Below are 19529 nucleotides of genomic sequence, written 5' to 3'. Positions count from 1 at the left end.
TGCTGGGCTGAGTCGGCTTCCCAAGTCTGGTTGTACGCTGTGCGTACATCTGTTACGCTGTGCGTACGCTTGTACTGTGCGCCCAGTCACAAGGTTTGTCAACCTTCGAGGGCACTGATCAGGCATACCCGCAGATGAAAGGTCATTCCGTGAGCGAGAACGATCGCGATTACATCCAGAGCATCGAGCGTGGATTCGCTGTGCTGATGGCCTTCGACGAGAAGAACCCCAACCCGTCGCTCGCAGATCTTGCCGCCGAAACGGGCCTCTCCCGCCCCGCGGTCCGGCGTATCCTCCTCACCCTGCAGAAACTCGGATACGTCACCGGCAACAACAGTCGGTGGTCGCTCACCCCGCGCGTTCTAAGCATCGGCCAGCACTTCTCGGCATCACATGCCCTGACCGAGGCGGCGCTCCCCCGCCTGCTGGAGATCGCAGAACACACCCACGAGTCGGCGTCGCTCGGGGTCCTCGACGGCGTCGACGTGGTCTACGCCGCGCGAGTACCCGTACGCCGGATCATGAGCATCAACGTCAGCGTCGGTACCAGAGTGCCTGCATATGCGACCTCCATGGGCCGCGCCCTGCTAGCTTGGGCGCCAACCGAAATCGTCGACAAAGTCATCGCGAACTCCACGTTCGACGCCCTCACACCCACCACGATCACCGACGAAGGCGCATTCCACACCGCACTTCGAGTGGTGCGTGAGCAGGGTTACGCACTCACGTCCGAGGAACTGGAAGACGGCCTGATTTCCCTCGCCGCCCCCGTCCGCGACGCCGGCGGAAGCGTCGTCGGCGTGGCAGCGTGTTCGACCTCGGCAGGCAGGACGACCCCGGAAGCTTTCCGCACCGACGTCGCACCGTTCCTCGTCGAGAAGGCGAATCAACTCAGCGCAGACATGGGATACCGGAGCTAACTTCTCAATACTTCGGAAGGCAACAGGCCGTACTTACGCCGAAAAGACGACGCGAATCGTCCGGTGTGCGTAAAACCCCATCTCACAGCGACATCGGTGACCGTCGTCGAGTCGTCGGCATCCACCAGATCTGCGTGGACCCGCTCGAGGCGGATGTCGAGCAGGCATTCCGACGGACTCCGGCCCACGTACTGCCGAAATCCCTCCTGCAATCTCCGTACGCTGACGCCCGCCACCTCGGCCATCTCTGCTGCGGTCCACACGCGGGCCGGGTCGTCGTGCATCTCGTCGAGCACCCGCTTGACGATGCGTGGCCTGGCGTGTCGCACCGCGTCCTCACTTTCGGGCATTGCAGCGAGGACGAATGCCGTGACCACGGCACCGGAGAGCTGAGCTGCCACCAGTTCGTTGTGCAGCACGCCGACCGGGCCGAGTATCTGATCCGACAGTGAGCGAACAAATTTCAGCCATCTGGCTCCGTCGTCTCCCCGAAGATCCACCTGATCAGGCAAGTGCATTCCGGGCCGGCCGAGTACCTTCTCCATCTCGCGGTCGAGGTACTGACGGTCCATCCGGACTCCGACAATTTCGCAGTCCGCGCTCCACCGCGTGATTCTTGTGGTGATGTCGGGCGGACACACCGTCGCAACGCCCTCCGTCGAGAGCACGTGCGAGCCCGCGAACACCGACTCGAGCTCGCCCGAGAGCGGGATGTTCACCCCGTAGGCACCGGGATGCTCGGATTCGACCGCGACGTCTGCTCCCCATCGAATATGAGCGATCCTCAGCGGTCCCAACTCGGCGGTGCACACCCCGACTCCGCTGGCCGCGTGCCGTGACAACGGCGTGAGCGTGTGCGGAAAATAGGCGTCCGAAACCGCATCACACGCCTCGTCCCAGTCGCGGGGAGCTGTACCGATCATGGAGTCGACCATCGCCCTTCTTCACCTTCCAAACCCGTGACCAGCCACATTGCCGAGCATGAGCGCTGAACATCATTGAACACTGTGTCCCCGGTCACTTCCAAGAGGAAACGGATACAGACTTCGATCGGGTGCGCAATCCGGATAGACACCGCGCTGTACGGATCGACCGAACGCCGCGCTCGCCGTACGTTCGTCTTCACTCCCGGCGCGAGTCGTCCAGCACCTCCGCCTCCCGCACTTCGCGGCACCCTCACTCACCAGCCATCCGACAAGGAGGTCCGGTCATGGAACAAAATCAGCTTCGAGGCATCTTCGGCCAATTCGCGAGCGGCGTCACCGTCATCACCTGCACCAACGCCGACGGTCAGCCACACGGAGCCACCGTCACCGCATTCACGGCAATCTCCCTGGAACCACGCCTGTGCCAGATCACGATGACTCGCAAGTCCAAGGCGTGCGGCTACCTCGGCAACGCGCCGTTTGCCGTCAACATCCTTGCCGCCGACCAAGTGGACACGGCCATGCATTTTGCCGGCCGACCGCAGCGCACCGAACCGAAGTGGATCGACGGACCGACCGCTCCCCTGCTCGACGGCGCCGCAGCAACCATCTCGTGCGTCCCGTGGAAGGAGTACGACGGTGGTGACCACATCATCTTCATCGGTGAGATCGTCGATGCGCAGTCGAGTGGCAAGGATCCGCTTCTGTTCTACCGAAGCACTTTTCACGACCTAGGCGCCACCTCGTCGACCACAGTCTGGAACGGCAGTCAGGACGACCCCCACAGCGGATGGTTCGACGCCACCACTTCCTTCACCCCGATTCATCTTCAGCCCGCACCCCAAACGATCTGAAAGGCTTTGCCATGACGACCACCGAAATTCCTCCCACCGGCGTCGACCCCGCAGATTCCGGAGCGCCACAGGTCAATCCGGCCGCCGACAGCGAAGCCAACCGCACGAAGAACTTCGCCACCCGGCCGATGACGGGCGACGAGTACATCTCGAGCCTGCAGGACGGTCGCGAGATCTGGCTTCACGGTAATCGCGTCAAGGACGTCACGACGCACCCCGCCTTCCGGAATCCGATCCGCATGACCGCAAGGCTGTACGACGCTCTGCACACGGGCGAGCACGTAGACGCCTTGACCGTTCCGACGGACACGGGCAACGGCGGTGTCACCATGCCGTTCTTCCGCACTCCGACGTCGTCGGCTGATCTGCTCAAGGAACGCGACGCCATCGCGACGTGGGCACGTATGACCTACGGCTGGATGGGCCGCTCCCCCGACTACAAGGCAAGTTTCCTGGGAACCCTCCACGCCAACAAGGAGTTGTACGCACCGTTCCAGGACAACGCCGAGCGCTGGTACCGCGAATCGCAGGAGAAGGTTCTGTACTGGAACCACGCGATCATCAATCCCCCGGTGGATCGCCAACTTCCACCTGACGAAGTCGGCGACGTCTTCATGAAGGTGGAGAAGGAAACCGACGCCGGTTTGATCGTCAGCGGAGCCAAGGTGGTCGCCACCGGATCGGCGATCACGAACTACAACTTCATCGCTCACTACGGTCTGCCGATCAAGAAGAAGCAGTTCGCCTTGATCTGCACGGTACCGATGGACGCTCCGGGTGTGAAGCTGATCTGCCGCACCTCGTACACCGAACATGCTGCGGTGATGGGCAGTCCGTTCGATTACCCGCTGTCGAGCCGCATGGACGAGAACGACACCATCTTCGTCTTCGACAAGGTGTTGGTTCCATGGGAGAACGTCTTCATGTACGGCGACGTCGACCGGATCAACGCATTCTTCCCTCAATCGGGTTTCCTGCCGCGCTTCACCTTTCAGGGCTGCACTCGCCTGGCCGTCAAGCTCGACTTCATCGCCGGCCTGTTGATGAAAGCACTCGAAGCCACCGGCGCGGGCGGCTTCCGCGGAGTTCAGACCCGTGTCGGCGAGGTGATCGGGTGGCGAAACCTCTTCTGGTCGTTGACCGAATCGATGGCACGCGATCCCGAACAGTGGGTCGGCGATTCGGTGATCCCGAAGCTCGAGTACGGCCTGACCTATCGAATGTTCATGATCCAGGGGTACCCGCGGATCAAGGAGATCATCGAACAGGACGTGGCGTCAGGCCTGATCTACCTGCCTTCGAGTTCACTCGACTTCAAGAGCCCGGACGTGCGTCCGTACCTCGACAAGTACGTTCGTGGTTCGGACGGCATCACCGCCGTAGACCGCGTGAAAGTCATGAAGGCGCTGTGGGATTCGATCGGTACGGAGTTCGGCGGGCGCCACGAGCTCTACGAGCGCAACTACTCCGGCAATCACGAGAACGTCAAAGCGGAACTGCTGTTCGCAGCCCAGAATCGTGGACACGCAAGTTCCATGAAGGGACTTGCCGAGCAGTGCCTGAGTGAATACGACCTCGACGGCTGGACGGTTCCTGACCTTATCGGCAACGACGACGTCTCGTTCTTCAAGAACCGGTAGCTCACGCGGTACGAACACTGCACCCTTGGTCAGGACTAGGCAATTGCCTAGTCCTGACCTGAGACACACGATGTCAAGGTGAATCAGCTGGAGTACGCCCATGACGGATATGTTTCTCGATTCGAAACCCAGAAACTACTGTGCGAGTTGGGTTGCGGGTGGCAAGCGACGTGCAGGATCGAGGGTTCAGCGGGCAGTCGGGAGTTCGACGGCGCCGTTTTCGAGGAGAACGTGTGCGTCGATCATCTGACCGCCCCGTTCGACGTAACCCATCAGGTTCGCTCCGGACCCCCAGCCGAGCAGTCGCTGTACCTCTTCGGAAAGATCAAGCAGTTTTTCACGCGGGATTGACAGGTATTGGTTCTCTTCCTGACGTAAGCAGGCGAGGTCGAATGCCATCGTCAAGCCGGTCCGTGGCGCCTCGGACGAGTTGTTACCACCGCCGTGGTACGTAGAACCGGTCCAGATGAGGGCAGCACCGGCCCGCATCACGGTCGGCGCCGCTTCGGCTTGTTTCGGGCCTCGTTGGTCGTCCCACCGATGGCTTCCGGGTATGACGAGGGTGCCGCCGTTTTCTGCTGTGAAATCGCTGACCGCCACCATGATCTGCAGTCGGCCCTCGCGTCCGTAGTCGGGGTGGCGCCACAGAAAGCTCGTGTCGTCTCGATGGAGACGCTGGGCACCCTGCCCTGGGTGGATTTCGATTGCCTGAGTGACACCGATCTGGATATCAGGCGTGATTTCGATCTGGTCGTCTCCGACCCAGACGGACAGGGGCACCTGAAGGATCTTCTTGGCGGCCCCGTAGTAGAGCGGGTGGAGCGCGATCTGGGGCATGAGGTCGATCCGACCGAACAGCCCTCCTGCTCTTCGCGTTTGGGTTCCGGCGAAGAATTCGTCTTCTCCGTAGCCGGTGCTTTCAAGGACGGGGCCAAGTTGGGCGCGCAGCTCGTCGAGCTGGGGGGTGTCGAGGAAATCTTCGACGATGACACCGCCGTCACGGTGGATCACGTCGACGATCTCGTCGACTGTTGTTGTCGAGGGCAGGGCGGTGAGGTGATTGGCCATGGTTGTCATTGATGTCTCCTTAGATTGCGGATTGAGGGTTGGCGGAGAGTGTTTCGATTTGGGCGAAGATGCCCTTGTCCCCGTGCCCGGCTGCGCATGCACGTTGCAAGTTGTCGAGATTCGCCGTCATCAGAGCGGCGCGTTGGCCTGCTCGCTGCATCGATTGTTGCCAGGCTTCTACTGCGGCTGCGTATACGTTCAAGGTTGCCTGATCGGTCTCGTACTCTCCAGATTCGAACGCTTTGAGTGCTTCGTGAAGGAGTTCGAGAAGTTTGTCGGTCCACAGGTGCAAACTGTGGCGCATCTCCGCGATCGCGACGTCCTCGGACCGCACGTACGCTGCTGCTTCGTGGAAGGCACCGAGCGCGACGTTGAAGAATGCGCCTGCCATGGCCGCGTCGATCACGTTGGCGGCACCGGGACGGGCTCCGACATATCGTGATTGGGCGGCGATGGGTGTCAGAAGGCTCTGGACGTCCTCCCACACGTCCTCGTCTCCGGAATAGTTGATCCCTGAACTTTCGGTTCCGATGTCCTCCGGGTATGCAGCTATGGCTCCGTCGAGGTACCGAGCGCCTCGCCCTGCGATCCACTCGGCGAACTGGTTCGCTTCCTCCGGCGTACCGGTTGCGGTGTTGACGATGATTTTTCCGGCAATCGAATCTGCTTCTGTAACGACATCTTTGGCGATCTCGTAGTTCAGGAGACTGATGACGATTAGCGGGCTGGCCGCAATCGCAGATTGTGGAGATTCGGCGACTGTAGCTCCAGCCGCAGCGAGGGGTAACGCTCTGTCGGCGGTTCGATTCCACACCGTCACCTTTGTCCCGCTACGTATGAGCGCCTGAGCGAGAGCTGTTCCCATCAAGCCGGTGCCGAGTATTGATACGTCCATGTTGTTCATCCTTTGCCTGTCGTCAGTGCATGGAAGTCGGACTTGCGGAATAGCCTGGTGCGCAACCAGTATTCGATTGTGCTGGCCGGCCACAGGGTGTCGATTCGACCGTCAGCGGATTGATACCAGCTGTCGCAGCCACCCGATGCCCATACAGTTCGGCGCATGCGTTCTTGGGTGGCGGCGTAGCTGCCTGTCTGGACGGTGCGATCGAGTTCGAGGGCAGTGATACTTTTTCGGCGCATGTACTGCACTGCCGAAGCGATGTATCTGGCTTGTGCTTCGATCATGAAGATGATCGAGTTGTGACCGAGACCGGTATTCGGGCCGTTGAGGAACCACAGGTTCGGGAACGCGGCGGATGCAAGCCCGAGCTTTGTTGCGGCGCCCTCGCGCCAACTGTCGGAGAGTTCGACTCCTTCGCGGCCGAATACTTTCATCGGTGCCAGGAAGCTGGTTGCCTGGAATCCGGTCGCGAAGATCAGGGTGTCGACTTCGTGTTCCGCTCCCTCTGAGTCAATGATCGAATGCGGGCGGATCTCGGAAACCCCCGAGGTGTTCAAGTGCACATTTTCCCGTTGCAGCGCGGGGTACCAGTCGTCGGATATCAAGCGACGTTTACAGCCAGGATCGTAATCTGGGGTGACCTTCTGCCTCAATTCCGAATCCGGCACTTGCTGTTGAAGATTGGCGAGCGCCTGGGATCGGTACTGTTCGACGAGTTTGCGATTTCCGAGGAAGGCGCTGGCGAGCTTTTCGAATGCCCAGTAGGTCCGCCATCGCAGCCACCGTTGACGATAAGGACGCCGTGAGAATCTTTCGCGGGTGGCGGGCGACAGCGCGGCATCACCACGTGGCATGACCCAGTTGGGTGATCGCTGAAACACATGCAGGGTCTCGGTGTGCGGGGCGATTTCGGGGACGAACTGGATCGCACTGGCGCCGGAACCTATCACCGCGACACGCCTTCCCGACATGTCGAGGTCATGTCGCCACTTGGCGGAGTGGAATGCGGCACCCTCGAATGATTCCAGTCCGGGTAGCTGCGGGATGTACGGATTACTCAAGCCCCCTGAGCCGTTGACGACAACGGCAGCCGTCACTGATTCGCCGGATGCGAACTGGATGTTCCACCGGAGCCGGTCCTCGTCGAACCGCATTTCGGAGACCTCGACACCGAAGCGGATGTGCGGCAGCAAATCATACTGCGCAGCAACAGATCTGAGATAGTCGAGCAGTTCCGACCATGGCGGGAAGATACGGGTCCAGTTCGGGTTCTGAGCGAAGGAGTAGGAATACAACACGCTGGGCACATCGCAGGCTGCCCCTGGGTATGTGTTGTCGCGCCAGGTTCCGCCGACATCGTCGGCGCGTTCGTACAGGACGAAGTCGTCGATGCCCTTCTTCTTCAGTTCGATCGCCATGCACAGCCCGGAAAACCCGGTTCCGATGATCGCGATGTGGCCGTCGTTGACCCGTGATGACATGTGCTGTGCCTTTGTTCAGAGATGGATCCACGTCGACTTCGTCGACGTGAATTTGTCGAGTGCATGGATGCTCTTGTCCACACTGTGGCCTGAGAGTTTGCGACCGCCGAAGGGGACGGAGAGATCCCCTTCCTCGTAGCAGTTCACCCAGACAAGACCTGCGTCGATTTCGCGCGTGAGCCGATGGGCTCGTGTGAGATTCGACGTCCACACCCCCGCTCCGAGACCGAACGGTGTGGCGTTAGCCAACCTGACGGCGTCAGCGTCGTCAGTGAAACGGGTGACTGCGAGGATCGGTCCGAAAACTTCTTCGAGGAACAGGCGGTGCTCGGCCTGAACATCGGTGAACACGATCGGATCCAGGTACGCCCCCGAACCTGCTCGTTCCTGCAGCGAACCGTGGGCGAGCGTTGCGCCTTCTGTGTGAGCAGTTCTCGCGTGTTCGAGGACGTCCGCGCGATGCGCCCGACTCGCGACGGGCCCGATGTGGGTATCGGGATCGAAAGGGTCACCGACAGTGCAGCGCTTGATTTCCGAAACGACCTCGGCGACGAATTGATCCGCGATCGTTTCCTCGACCAACAAGCGAGCACCTGCAGTGCACATCTGTCCGGCGTTGAAGGTAATTGCCCACGCCACGGTGCGCGCTGCAACGGCGAGGTCCGGAGCATCGGCGAATACCAACTGTGGGCTCTTGCCGCCGAGTTCGAGATGCACGGGTTTCGCATTCGACTCACCCGCGTAGATCAGCAGCTGTTTGCCGACGTCCGGTGATCCGGTGAAGGTGAGACAGTCGACGCCGTTGTGGCGAGCAAGGGCAGCTCCGGCCTGTCCACCGCTACCTGTGACAACTTGCAGCACGCCGTCGGGAAGTCCTGCAGCCGAACCCAGCTGAGCCAAGCGAAGCAAGGACAACGGTGACTGTGTAGCGGGCTTGATGACCATGCTGTTGCCTGCAAGCAACGCAGGGGCGATTTTCCAACTACTGAGAGTGAGTGGGAAGTTCCATGGGGTGATCGCCGCGACCACCCCCACCGGCTCACGGCTCACCAACGCGACCGCATCGATCAGGCCGCGTGGCGACTCGTCGTAGAGTTTGTCAGCCAGTTCTCCATACCAGCGGAAGGTGTTCTCGACGGCGCGCAGCTCGATATCACGTGCCATCTGGATCGGCTTACCCATCTCGAGTGTGATGAGCGCAGCGAGTTCGTCGCGGTGCTCGTAGACGAGCTCTGCCCACCGCTGCAGTACCGCACCACGCTCGCGCGCACTGATCCTCGCCCACCGGCCATCGAGAAACGCCGCGCGAGCACCTTCGACGGCTCTGTCGACGTCGGCGTGAGTGGCCAGCGGGACACTGGTTACGACGGTGTCGTCATGCGGGGATAAGACATGGTGGCGCTCACTCCCGTCACCGTTGAACCATTGACCGTTCAGCCACATAGCCGATGGCGCTTCGATTGACGTCGCGAATCGTGTCCATTCCTCGCGGGTGTTCATGTGCGTTCCGTTTCCGAGTAGAGGGTCGGCATTTTTTCCGTTTCTGGGAGGAGCGGCTTGCCGGCATGAATCGGTGGGACGCGGCCTGCCCATGGGACGGCTTCCTCGAGTTGCGCGGCCACGGCAAGCAACAGATCGTCACGGCCGGGAGCTGCGGCGAGCTGCACTCCGATCGGCAGTCCGTCACACATTCCTGTGGGGATGGAGATAGCCGGTTGGCCCGTGACGTTGTAGATGGCAGTAAAGGGCGAGTACTTCGCCAAGGTGTCCACCCACTCGCCGGCGGTGATACCCCGCCGGTTGGAGTCGAGTTCGCCGACGTGCCAGGCGGTCGTCGGTGTGGTGGGCGTGAGAGTGAGGTCGAAGAATTCGAAGAAGCTCGCCGTGCCACGGGTCAGGTGATTCTGGTAGCGGCGGGCGCGGGCGATGTCCGCCCATTCCACGGTGAATCCGTGACGAACCATGGCGGCAGTCGAGCTCTCCAGCGAGGAGTACATGTCCTCGATGGCGCGTACTCCGGTCAGTGCGCGCATGGACTCTGCGATCGACGCAGACCAGAAAGTGAGATTGAGATCCCGAAACAGTTCGGGGTCAACATCTGGTGCCGCAATCTCGACGTGGCCGCCGAACTGTTCGAGCAAGCGCGCGATGCGCATCACCTCGGCTGTCACGGCGGGGTCCGCAGCGTGACGACTGCCAGGAGATTCGGTCGACACAGCGATCCGGAGGCCTTTCGGTCGCCGGCCGACTGCTCGGCTGTAGTGGCCGGGGCTTCGACGCGGCTGAAAGTACCGGTCCCCCGGTGCGCTGCCGTGCACTACGTCCATCAACGCGGCGGCGTCGCGAACTGTCCGGGTGACCGCGAACTCAGTCGTGAGGCCGAAGAGCGGTTCATCCGAATCCGGGCCGGGTGGAACGAGCCCGCGGGTCGGTTTGAGTCCCACCACCCCGCACAGTGCGGCAGGGATTCTTATGGATCCGCCGGCGTCGTTGGCGTGCGCCCACGGCAAGGCCCCGGCGGCAACGAGCGCCGCGGAGCCACCGCTGGATCCACCGGCGACCCGCTGTGGGTTCCAGGGGTTGCGGGTAGGACCGTTCACTGCCGATTCCGTCGTTGCGCTGAATCCGAATTCTGGTGTGGCAGTGCGACAGGTCACGGACAGTCCGGCAGCGCGCCACCTAGCCATCAGATCGGAGTCACGTGTGGCGATATAGCCTGCGGTTGCTGCGCTACCGTTCTCGTTCGCTATCCCCGCCGCAGTGCACAGGAGATCTTTGAGCGCGAACGGAACTCCGCTGAAAGGACCGGATGTGGAATACGTCGGTGGTGGGTCGAGTGGAGGACCGACGGTGGCACCGAGGTGCGTGTCGACGTGGGAGATTGCAGCTAGTGCGGCTTCGCGCACTTCAGCAGGGGTTACTTCTTTCCGGTCGAGTCGACATTTCAGATCCGTGGCGTCCATGTCCGAGTATTCATGCAACTCCATCGAGCACTTCCTTTCGCGCGAGAGCGACCTGGACCAACCAAGCGAAGACGGGGTCCTTCCGGCGCCATTCCGGATGCCATTGGACGCCGACGATCGGTCTCCCGCGCATCTCCACCGCTTCGACGACACCGTCCGGAGCCCACCCGCTGGGAGTGAGGCCCGGGCCGAGCCGGTCCACTGCTTGGTGGTGCAAGGAGTTGACCTCTACGTGTGCGCCGTATATCTCGAACACCGTCGAATCAGTGGCGATCCGTACGGGGTGGGTCTCCTCGGCTATGCCCAGTCCTGGTGACTTGTGGTTGATGTCTATGGTCGGAAGATCAGGCACGAGCGTGCCTCCCAATGCCACATTCAGCATCTGCATCCCGCGACAGACACCCAGCAGTGGAGTACCGAGTTCTACTGCACTCGATATTAATTCGATCTCATACGCATCTCGACGCGGGTCACTGTCCGGGTCGGTGGGCGCGGCGTCGATACCCAGTGTTTCGGGGTGAACATCCTGCCCACCAGAGATGACTATTCCGTCGAGCCGCTCAATCAGGTCGATTCCGCTTGCCTCATAGGGAATTTGGACGACCAGGGCGCCTTCGGACGACAGCCGGGTGGGAAAATCGGAGTAGTGCATGTCGAACTCGAGATGGCGGTACCGAGGTTCGACGGCCAGGCGTTCCGCGCTCGAGCGCCGACCGGTCACTCCGATCAATGGGCGACGCGCACGCTCAGGCGAATTCGACGACGACACGATTCACCCCTCCTTCACGAAGCGCTGCGATTCCTGTGTTGATCTCGTCGAAGGGGACTCGCAACGAGATCATCTCGTCGAGTTCGAGTCGGCCCTGGACGTACAGCTCGGCCAATCGCGGAATATCGGTCGGGAATTGGTTCGACCCGAGGAGGGAGCCTTGCAATCGCTTCTCCTGGAAAAACAATTCCGACGCTGTGATCCGCAGCGGCTCGTCATCAGGAACCATGCCGAGGACCGTGGCCACTCCGCCGGGAGCGAGCATCGAGAATGCCTGCTCGACAGTGACTCTGCGGCCGATCGCCTCGAATGAGTAGTCCACCCCACCCGGACACAACGCGCGTACGGCGTCGACGGGCTCGATCTCAGCCGCGTTCACTGACGCAGTCGCCCCGACTCGAAGAGCCTGATCGATACTTCGCTGGTCCACATCGATCGCGATGATCCGGGCCGCGCCGGCTAGCCGGGCGCCCTGAATTACCGAAAGCCCCACGCCTCCACAACCGATGACGGCAACCGACGACCCTGGTTCGATGCGAGCACTGTGCCAGACCGCCCCGACGCCGGTGATGGTGGCGCACCCGAGCAAACTCGCGCGATCGAGAGGTACCGAATCGTCGACGCGGACGACGCTGTTCTCGTGCACGAGCATCTGTTCGGCGAATCCACCGATGCCACCCATTCGTCCCACTGCGCGCCCGGCCTTGGTCGTCAACGCCGGCTGGGGCCGCGAGCGGAGGCGGGAATGATTGGAGCAGAGGGTGAGTCGACCTGCAATGCAGTATCGGCATCGGCCACAAAAAGCTGTCATGCACGTCACGACGTGGTCGCCAGGCGCTACAGCCGTGACGTCTGACCCAACCGATTCGACGATGCCCGATGCCTCGTGACCGAGCACCTCCGGAAGTTCTGTTCGCCAGAGCGCGTCCACGTAGTGCAGATCGGTATGACACAGCCCGACGGCTGCTGTACGTATGCGAACTTCTCGAGGTCCGGCCACGTCGATGTCGAGTTCTTCGAACTCGAGCCGACCAGGGGCAGCGTTCAGTATTGCTGCTTTCATCTTCAGACCTGTCCTCGTTGTCAGACGTGCTCGAAGTAGCGTTCGAGCTCCCAGTCGGAGACTCCTGCGGCCGGGTCTCCCCCAGTGGTGAAGAACTGCAACCATTCCCACCGGCGCGTGCCGATCCAGTACTCCACCAGCTCTCGCCCCAAAACCTCCGTCAGGTTTACATCGCCACTCAATTCCGCGATCGCTCGAGAGAGGCTGGCTGGCAACTTCGAGGTTCCCGGCGGCAATCCCCAGGCCATGACGGTGCATTCGAGGCCAGGATCGCTGTGATCGCGCAGGCCGATCAGACCGCCGGCAAGGAACGATGCCATCGACAGATAGATGTTCACGTCCGCCGACGGGACGCGATACTCGACACGAGAGAGCTTCTCGGTCGTGCAGACGGCTCGAACGGCCGCACTCTTGTTGTCAACACCCCACGTGACGGTGGTGGGAGGTCCGTCGAATTCTGCGATTCTGCGGTATGAGTTCACGGTCGGATACTGGAAAGAACTGGCCGCCGCCATTGTGTCGAGGACGCCACCGATGAAGTTCCGCATCGTCTCCGACGGGCGCGAGGGCTCAACTTCATCGAAGAAGGCGTTCCGTCCGTCCTGTTGAAGCGAAAGGTTGATGTGAGCGCCCTGCCCGAACTGGTCCGGCGACCACCGAGCCATGAAGGTGATGGTGCGACCGTGCTCGTAGGCGACTTCCCGCATGATCTGCTTCGTTCGTACGTACCAGTCCGCTGCGGTGAGAATGTCGGTCGGTGGGAGATTTACTTCGATTTGGCCGTGCGCGGACTCGTCTGCCCAGCCTTCCCAAGGGATTCCGGCCCGTTCGATGCGGTCAGCTATTGCGTCCATGAGCGTCGTGTAGTCCCGTGATCTGCTCAACAGGTAGATCGCGCCCTGGGTACCGCCGAGTGGATGCAGGTTCGTGAAACGCTGTTCGCGGGCCTGCTCGATCGACTCTTCGAACACCGTGGCCTCGATCTCCACGGCCGCCTTACCTGTAAATCCAAGCTCGGCAAGCTCTTTGACCACACGTGCGAGCGTGGATCGCGAACACACCGGAAGCGGTGCCCCGTGTTGATCGACCAGATCACACATCACCGTGGCGAGACCTGGTAGTGATGCGTCGGTTGACAGAGTCGTAAGGTCGGGACGAAGGAAGACGTCGTGCATCTCACCGCGCCAATCACCGAAATCGAATCCGAGCTGAGCGGTATTCCCGAGATCGACTGCGAGGGCGATATCAGCGAATCCCCAGCCCGATTGCGCTCCGGACTCAAACTTTTTGGGTGACAGATGTTTTCCGACCAAGGCACCATCCAACGTCACGGTTTGTGCGCGAATCGTGCGAACGGAATTGTTGCCGATCCATTCACCGAGGTTCGTCGTGTCAGACATGGAGGACCGCCTTCATTGATGCTCCCGCGACGACCGACAATTGTCGGTTCGTGCCTTTGATGTAGAACTTCCCTGCGCGCAGGGAATAGACGAACAACTCGAAACCCGCTAGCAGTCGACGTAGATCCATCTCGAGCCCGTGAATTTCATACGCATCCGTTGTCGGCCCCACGTGCACGGCTGCGCCCGTGTCGAGAGCAGCCAATGACAATCCGGGCATTCCAGGCAGGCCCGAAGCTTTCTCCCAGAATTCACACGCTGCGATGTCCAGCGTCGGTGGCTCTGGTTCGATAAGAGGGGTTAACGCGGCAACATTCGCAGTGCCCGCCAGGGGCTCGTCCTCGGATATCGCCAGTTCGTCGACGCTGATTCCGACAACAGGAACTGTCGACCCCTCGGGGCTACTGACGTGCACGCCGGTTGCTGTTCGAGTCAATCGCGCGCTTTGCGGATCACTGGTCGACTGCAGGTCGACCTCGGGGGGCATTGCCTCGAGAGCTTTCCTGCCTGAGTCGGAATCGAGAGCAACGCGCAGGCGGGTCACGACAGCTCGTACCAACGGGGGTGGGTCGAACTCCATCGTGACGGCGACGTCGGGCGCACACCGGGTATGGGATTCATCGGGTCGCGGTGGATCTGTATCCACCCGCTCTCGGATGTCGGTCATGGGGTGGTCCCTCCAGTTTCGGGGCATGGGGCAAGCGATTTGGTTGCGCGTCAGAGAGACGCGGTTTTGTGCGATGTCGCAGCTCTCGCCCTGGTGCGATCTGCCAAGCGCTATAGTCGAGCAATGAAGTCAGTCACATGACTAACTCATGTGACTGAGATTATGGCGGATCGGAGCTAGCGTCAATAGGCAAACTGCAAGAGATCCCGAAGAGCGGCAACGACGCACCCGGAACGCACCGGGCAGATAAAGGATCGACCAGGGTGTCACGCACGCTGAGTGACATCGATACGCTCGACCCCTGGAGTCCCACGACAACGAGAAGGTGAACGGTAAAGCGAATGGCGTATCTGACAGCATCCGAGCGGCGGACTGCGATCGTCAAGGCCGCCGCCCGAGTCATCATTCGCGACGGACTGGCCGCGGCGACCACCCGCCGCATCGCCGACGAAGCCGGAGTCAACCTCGCTGCGTTGCACTACAGTTTCGACGGCAAAGGAGAGATCTATACCGCCGTGGACGACATGTTTCGTGCCACCACAGTGGGATCACGCCTGGTACCGACAACTGGCTGGACACGTCAAGAGATCATCCGTTCATTGCTCGAACGCTTCCAAGATCTTCTCCACGCCGATCGGGACGTCCCGATCGCCCAATACGAGCTGCTGCTGTGGGCGCTGCGCAATCCGGACAAGGCCGAACTCGCCAGAGCCAGCTACACGACGTACATATCCGCCTTCGCCGATGAGCTTCGGCACGCAACCGACATCGCCGGCAGCGACGCCACACTGCTCGCCCGCTACACGATCGGCGCAATCGACGGAATCTACATGCAAAATCTCGCAACTGGCGCGACCGGAGTGAGCGCACCCGAACTCGACGCCATCTCGTCCGCAATCGTCGGCATCATCGATTCGATCCACCCGCCCCACTAGAGTTTTCCCGTTTCCCGCCCGGCGTTGCAATCGACAGCGCCGGGCCGCAGTCGTGCCCGTCATCATCCGAATCCCGCAGCTGCATTCAAGGAATTTCCCGGAACTCATTGACGAACAGCAAGGGCGAAGCTAATCTCAGTCGATCGACTCAGTCATGTGACTGACATCACCATCTCCTGAGGGCTATCCCGATCCTCACACGCGCGATCGCGGCCGATCCCGGCATATAGCCCCTGCCCGCACTCGACAGTGCACAAATTCAAGGACGCACATATGAATCACTCGTCGAATAATGCTGTAGCACAGACTGATACGGAGTCCATCAACCTTGAATCCGGCCATCTCAGTCGCCTTCAACTGACCTCGCTGGCCATCTCGTCAATGATCCCTGCCGTCGGCATGGCGTCGTTTCCAATGCTGCTGGTACTCAACGCAGGACTCGGTGGTTGGGTCGCTGCTCTGCTCGCAGCGCTGACAGTCATCTGCGTCGGCAGAGCAGTAACCGTCTTCGCTAGCCGGTATGTCGCCTCCGGATCGCTCTACTCCTACGCCGGCGAAGTATTCGGGCGATGGGCACAGTCACTGATCGCAGCCTCGTTGTTCCTCGGGTATCTGGCGATGGTCGCAAGCATTTTGCTGGTCATCGGCGCGTACAGCGGTAGCTTCCTGCAATCTATCGGCATCAACGGCGGCCTCGATCGCCCTGCACAAATCGCGATCTACCTCGCCTCCGCAGCAATTGTCGCGGCGATCACCTGTCGCGGCCTAGATGTTTCGATCGTAATCGCGGTCCTACTCACTGCGATTTGTCTTCCACTGTTGCTGGCCATTACCGGGGCGAGTGCGATTCACACTGGTCTACATCTGCAGGAACAACTGACTCTTCAGGGCGCGTCCGTCAGCGGGATCGTGGCCGGCATCGCATCCGGAACTGCGTTCCTGGTCGGTTTCGAGGGGAGCGCGGCCCTGGCCGCGGAGACCCGCGACCCGAAGAAGAATGTGCCGGCCGCCGTGATGAGTGTTCCCATCGTGCTTGGAACCTTGTACGTGATCGCAACCTTCCTACAGGCACCAGGAATCACGGAGACGTCCGACCAAATCCTTTCCGGCACATCATCCCCCGCCGCCCTGGCCGAGAATGCGGGCTTACCGACCGCAATGGGACAAATGACGGACCTCGTTGTCGCCGTAGCGACCTTCGCCGCACTGATCGGATTCGTCAACTACGGATCCCGCTTCGTCGCCACTCTGTCAGCCGAAAAGCTTCTACCACAAAGGTTCACACGCATACACTCCCGATTTCACAGCCCTGTTTCCGCAATCCTGCTGATCATTCTCGGTGGCCTCTTCGGCATTTGCACTTTGGTGATCGGCGCCACGGGCCCACTTCCTTCCATCTATAACGCAGTGTCAACTCTGGTCGTCTATTTCTGGGTGAGCCCATACGTCGTCATCAGCATCGGCGCCGTGATGCTCCTCTTCCGCGAGCGCGCAGCCACCGCCGTGACAATCGCAGCACTGATCGCCGGTGCCGTCGCAACCTCATGGATCTATCTCAACGGAATCTTCTTCCCCGCACCGTCTCCAGTCAGTGCCATGTCCTACGTTGCGCTCGCAACCATCACGCCGGCCACTATCGCCTTTTACCTGATGGGGCGTCGAAGCCACGCTGACGCCTCCCAGCCGCCACCTCACCTGAACTCGGAACGCGCGACGGCCCGAGAGCAGTAGACGAACCTCAAATTCAAGCCACCAAACCGGCTTCCCCGTCGCGAGGCACGGGCCCACCGGTGCATGAAGACCACGCCACCCAACCTGCACTGGAACTAAAAGCGGAAGCGCCGTCGGCGCCAATTTGCTCGAGTTGGATCAGTGGGCCAAAGACATGGTCCTTGAAGCCGTCGCTACGTCGCGTACGCGTCATCCTTCGGACGCAGCCCCTTCGGCTACTACGCGTGCGCGGCAGCCAACAACGCTGTGGCGCATGGAATGCCCTTCGACCATGCACTCGCTGACGGAGACCCTCGGATCGATACTGAGCGATTCCGGATTCCTGATCAACACCGAATTCGGAGTCCTCGGCATCAGGCCGACATCAGGACCCACATACTCGAACACCGGCCGACCTGGGCGGGAATACACACTATGCCCAGGCCTGCTGCCAGCCCTGGAATCCTGGGTCATGACTGACGCAGACGGCCATGATCCAATGTCGAGGCGTTCGACGCGGCTGATTCCGTACGCGGCAAAAGAATCGCAGGCATGTTCTCAACCGCTCAATATCGGAACGCCCTTTCTGGGAACTCGTGTTCGGGGTCATCGGCTCGCGAATGCTCGAGCGCGGTGCCCACGCCCGACATGCGAACATTCGCATACTCGACTTTGACAATCATTTACATTAAGCAGTAGATCTATACCCATGCACCTCAACACCCGCATGTCGCGGCGCCTCACCCTTGCCACATCAGTTGGCCTCTCACTCGCCCTCGTTACGGGCTGCTCGTCCGACAACAAGGACTCGGCCCCGTCGGAGACCACCACGACAACCGCGTCCGCACCCACCGAACAAGCTTCGGCAACACCACGTCTCGCAGTCTCCTACGACGGTGGCGTCCTGGTGCTGGATGCAACGTCGCTCGACGTGGTCGGCGAGACCAAGATCGACGGCTTCACGCGACTCAACCCGGCCGGCGACGGTCGCCACGTCATGATCTCGTCGGGTGAGGCATTCAAGGTGCTCGACACCGGCACGTGGTCCTCGGCCCACGGCGACCATTCCCACTACTACACAGCCGATCCCGCGATGTCCGAGGTCGAGTTCGCAGCCAACGAACCCGGACACGTTGTACGCCATGCCGGAAAGACCGTCCTCTTCAACGACGGCTCGGGACTCGTCGAGATCTTCGATCCGGCGCAACTGGCAAAGCGCCAACCTCGCGTCGAGACGTACACCACGCCAGAACCCCATCACGGCGTTGCGGTCGCACTTGCCGACGGCAGCCTGTTGACGACCATCGGAAATTCGGAGTCCCGCAACGGCATTGCCATCCTCGATGCCGACCGCAAGGAAATCCTGCGCAACGAACAGTGCCCCGGTGTCCACGGCGAAGCAGTCGCTGCCGGCGAAGCCATCGTGCTCGGCTGCCAGGACGGGTTGCTCGTGTACAAGAACGGAGCGATCACCAAGGTCCAGAGTCCGGATGCATACGGCCGCATCGGAAATCAAGCAGGCTCGGAGGAGTCGGACATCGTCCTGGGTGATTACAAGACTGACAAGGACGCCGAACTCGAACGTCCGCAACGGGTCTCGCTGACCAACACGACGACGTCCGAACTCAAGCTCGTCGACCTCGGCACCAGCTACACCTTCCGCTCACTCGGCCGCGGACCGCACGGAGAGGCACTGGTGCTCGGCACCGACGGCGCCATCCACGTCGTCGACCCGAACACCGGCGTCGTCACCAAGAAGATCGCCGTCATCGACGCATGGACCGAGCCCACCAAGTGGCAAGAGCCCAGGCCGGCACTCTTCGTGGAAGACCACACCGCGTACGTCACCGATCCCACGTCGAAGAAGCTGATCGCCGTCGACCTCGAGGACGGCAGCATCCTGACCGAGACCACCCTCGATCACGCCCCCAACGAATTGACCGGTGTCACCGGCTGATTCAGATCCTCATCTCAGGCCCCCATCTCACACCGAGATGAGGGCCTGAGCCGTTCTCGTGCTTCGCCTACTGACCAGGGAATCTCGATACCCAGGCAATCCTCGAGGTGCTACGACGCGCACCTCAGAGAATCGAAGCCGTTGTCGCCAGCTCTGCTGGAGCTGAGCGATGAGCAGGACCACGATTGACCGCGGCACAAGTCAGCATGGAATAACTCCGTGTGGAGGTTCGTTGGAGATGGTGTCGGTGTTCGGTTCTTTGCCCCGGGTACCAC

The 19529-nt window shown here is 61.1% G+C and carries 16 protein-coding genes; 6 read left to right on the top strand and 10 right to left on the bottom strand.

The genetic code is table 11. The features are described 5' to 3' along the window. Positions 1 to 149 precede the first annotated feature (149 nt). A complete protein-coding gene (locus EEB12_RS18445) occupies positions 150 to 920 on the top strand; it encodes an IclR family transcriptional regulator (protein WP_020909385.1) in 771 nt (256 codons plus the stop codon). On the opposite strand, the gene EEB12_RS18440 is transcribed toward EEB12_RS18445, so the two are convergent. Then, a complete protein-coding gene (locus EEB12_RS18440; protein ID WP_084325435.1) occupies positions 917 to 1855 on the bottom strand; it encodes an AraC family transcriptional regulator in 939 nt (312 codons plus the stop codon). The genes EEB12_RS18445 and EEB12_RS18440 overlap by 4 nt on opposite strands. Positions 1856 to 2130: 275 nt before the next feature. On the opposite strand from EEB12_RS18440, the gene EEB12_RS18435 reads away from it, so the two are divergent. Further along, complete coding sequence (locus EEB12_RS18435) at positions 2131 to 2700, top strand: flavin reductase family protein (RefSeq protein WP_019745631.1); 570 nt, start codon at positions 2131 to 2133, stop codon at positions 2698 to 2700. Between the two features lie 11 nt (positions 2701 to 2711). Continuing rightward, a complete protein-coding gene (locus EEB12_RS18430) occupies positions 2712 to 4340 on the top strand; it encodes a 4-hydroxyphenylacetate 3-hydroxylase family protein (protein ID WP_141488271.1) in 1629 nt (542 codons plus the stop codon). Between the two features lie 186 nt (positions 4341 to 4526). Here EEB12_RS18430 and EEB12_RS18425 read toward each other — a convergent pair whose 3' ends face one another. Genes EEB12_RS18425 through EEB12_RS18385 form a run of 9 tightly spaced genes read right to left on the bottom strand, consistent with a single transcriptional unit; the run spans position 4527 to position 14652 of the window. Further along, positions 4527 to 5417, bottom strand: a complete 891-nt coding sequence (locus tag EEB12_RS18425; protein WP_020971037.1) for a phytanoyl-CoA dioxygenase family protein — start codon at positions 5415 to 5417, stop codon at positions 4527 to 4529. A 10-nt stretch (positions 5418 to 5427) separates the two neighbouring features. Then, entirely contained in the window at positions 5428 to 6303 is an 876-nt protein-coding gene (locus tag EEB12_RS18420) for an NAD(P)-dependent oxidoreductase (RefSeq protein ID WP_020971038.1), read from the bottom strand. 5 nt (positions 6304 to 6308) lie between these two features. Next, the gene (locus tag EEB12_RS18415) at positions 6309 to 7790 is read right to left on the bottom strand and encodes a flavin-containing monooxygenase (protein ID WP_141488270.1); all 1482 of its coding nucleotides are present in this window, start codon (positions 7788 to 7790) and stop codon (positions 6309 to 6311) included. 15 nt (positions 7791 to 7805) lie between these two features. Continuing rightward, positions 7806 to 9290: an aldehyde dehydrogenase family protein gene (locus EEB12_RS18410; RefSeq protein WP_019745636.1), complete on the bottom strand. Its 1485-nt coding sequence runs from the start codon at positions 9288 to 9290 to the stop codon at positions 7806 to 7808. Next, on the bottom strand, positions 9287 to 10777 hold the full coding sequence (locus tag EEB12_RS18405) for an amidase (protein ID WP_230091019.1): 1491 nt from the start codon (positions 10775 to 10777) through the stop codon (positions 9287 to 9289). The genes EEB12_RS18410 and EEB12_RS18405 overlap by 4 nt, the downstream gene beginning before the upstream one ends. Continuing rightward, positions 10764 to 11522, bottom strand: coding sequence for a gamma-glutamyl-gamma-aminobutyrate hydrolase family protein (locus EEB12_RS18400; RefSeq protein WP_258537259.1), 759 nt, complete (start codon positions 11520 to 11522; stop codon positions 10764 to 10766). Before EEB12_RS18400 ends, EEB12_RS18405 begins: the two co-directional genes overlap by 14 nt. Continuing rightward, a complete protein-coding gene (locus EEB12_RS18395) occupies positions 11500 to 12585 on the bottom strand; it encodes a Zn-dependent alcohol dehydrogenase (protein ID WP_029256442.1) in 1086 nt (361 codons plus the stop codon). The genes EEB12_RS18400 and EEB12_RS18395 overlap by 23 nt, the downstream gene beginning before the upstream one ends. 20 nt (positions 12586 to 12605) lie before the next feature. Beyond that, the gene (locus EEB12_RS18390; protein WP_141488269.1) at positions 12606 to 13985 is read right to left on the bottom strand and encodes a glutamine synthetase family protein; all 1380 of its coding nucleotides are present in this window, start codon (positions 13983 to 13985) and stop codon (positions 12606 to 12608) included. Beyond that, the gene (locus EEB12_RS18385) at positions 13978 to 14652 is read right to left on the bottom strand and encodes a hypothetical protein (RefSeq protein WP_019745641.1); all 675 of its coding nucleotides are present in this window, start codon (positions 14650 to 14652) and stop codon (positions 13978 to 13980) included. The genes EEB12_RS18390 and EEB12_RS18385 overlap by 8 nt, the downstream gene beginning before the upstream one ends. A 341-nt stretch (positions 14653 to 14993) precedes the next feature. Here EEB12_RS18385 and EEB12_RS18380 point away from each other — a divergent pair, with 341 nt between their 5' ends. The 3 genes from EEB12_RS18380 to aztD all read left to right on the top strand — a co-directional run bounded on the left by EEB12_RS18380 (position 14994) and on the right by aztD (position 19254). Continuing rightward, positions 14994 to 15587 carry a TetR/AcrR family transcriptional regulator gene (locus EEB12_RS18380; protein WP_019745642.1) on the top strand — a complete coding sequence of 198 codons (594 nt, stop codon included), beginning with the start codon at positions 14994 to 14996 and terminating at the stop codon, positions 15585 to 15587. 273 nt (positions 15588 to 15860) lie between these two features. Next, on the top strand, positions 15861 to 17318 hold the full coding sequence (locus EEB12_RS18375) for an APC family permease (RefSeq protein WP_037136700.1): 1458 nt from the start codon (positions 15861 to 15863) through the stop codon (positions 17316 to 17318). 688 nt (positions 17319 to 18006) lie between these two features. Further along, positions 18007 to 19254 carry a zinc metallochaperone AztD gene (aztD, locus tag EEB12_RS18370; protein WP_060937866.1) on the top strand — a complete coding sequence of 416 codons (1248 nt, stop codon included), beginning with the start codon at positions 18007 to 18009 and terminating at the stop codon, positions 19252 to 19254. Positions 19255 to 19529 lie beyond the last annotated feature (275 nt).

It is taken from the genome of Rhodococcus sp. WS1, assembly GCF_003797745.1.
Taxonomy (GTDB): Bacteria; Actinomycetota; Actinomycetes; order Mycobacteriales; family Mycobacteriaceae; genus Rhodococcus_F; species Rhodococcus_F erythropolis.
Note: the sequence above shows the minus strand (reverse complement) of the source record. Positions and strands in the feature narration are given on the sequence as shown.

What these genes read in the sequence shown, in the direction of transcription:
- EEB12_RS18440 (WP_084325435.1), bottom strand. Translation starts at nt 1,855, where the DNA reads ATGGTCGACTCCATGATCGGTACAGCTCCCCGCGACTGGGACGAGGCG.
- EEB12_RS18435 (WP_019745631.1), top strand. Translation starts at nt 2,131, where the DNA reads ATGGAACAAAATCAGCTTCGAGGCATCTTCGGCCAATTCGCGAGCGGC.
- EEB12_RS18430 (WP_141488271.1), top strand. Translation starts at nt 2,712, where the DNA reads ATGACGACCACCGAAATTCCTCCCACCGGCGTCGACCCCGCAGATTCC.
- EEB12_RS18425 (WP_020971037.1), bottom strand. Translation starts at nt 5,417, where the DNA reads ATGACAACCATGGCCAATCACCTCACCGCCCTGCCCTCGACAACAACA.
- EEB12_RS18420 (WP_020971038.1), bottom strand. Translation starts at nt 6,303, where the DNA reads ATGGACGTATCAATACTCGGCACCGGCTTGATGGGAACAGCTCTCGCT.
- EEB12_RS18415 (WP_141488270.1), bottom strand. Translation starts at nt 7,790, where the DNA reads ATGTCATCACGGGTCAACGACGGCCACATCGCGATCATCGGAACCGGG.
- EEB12_RS18410 (WP_019745636.1), bottom strand. Translation starts at nt 9,290, where the DNA reads ATGAACACCCGCGAGGAATGGACACGATTCGCGACGTCAATCGAAGCG.
- EEB12_RS18405 (WP_230091019.1), bottom strand. Translation starts at nt 10,777, where the DNA reads ATGGAGTTGCATGAATACTCGGACATGGACGCCACGGATCTGAAATGT.
- EEB12_RS18395 (WP_029256442.1), bottom strand. Translation starts at nt 12,585, where the DNA reads ATGAAAGCAGCAATACTGAACGCTGCCCCTGGTCGGCTCGAGTTCGAA.
- EEB12_RS18390 (WP_141488269.1), bottom strand. Translation starts at nt 13,985, where the DNA reads ATGTCTGACACGACGAACCTCGGTGAATGGATCGGCAACAATTCCGTT.
- EEB12_RS18385 (WP_019745641.1), bottom strand. Translation starts at nt 14,652, where the DNA reads ATGACCGACATCCGAGAGCGGGTGGATACAGATCCACCGCGACCCGAT.
- EEB12_RS18380 (WP_019745642.1), top strand. Translation starts at nt 14,994, where the DNA reads ATGGCGTATCTGACAGCATCCGAGCGGCGGACTGCGATCGTCAAGGCC.
- EEB12_RS18375 (WP_037136700.1), top strand. Translation starts at nt 15,861, where the DNA reads ATGAATCACTCGTCGAATAATGCTGTAGCACAGACTGATACGGAGTCC.
- aztD (WP_060937866.1), top strand. Translation starts at nt 18,007, where the DNA reads ATGCACCTCAACACCCGCATGTCGCGGCGCCTCACCCTTGCCACATCA.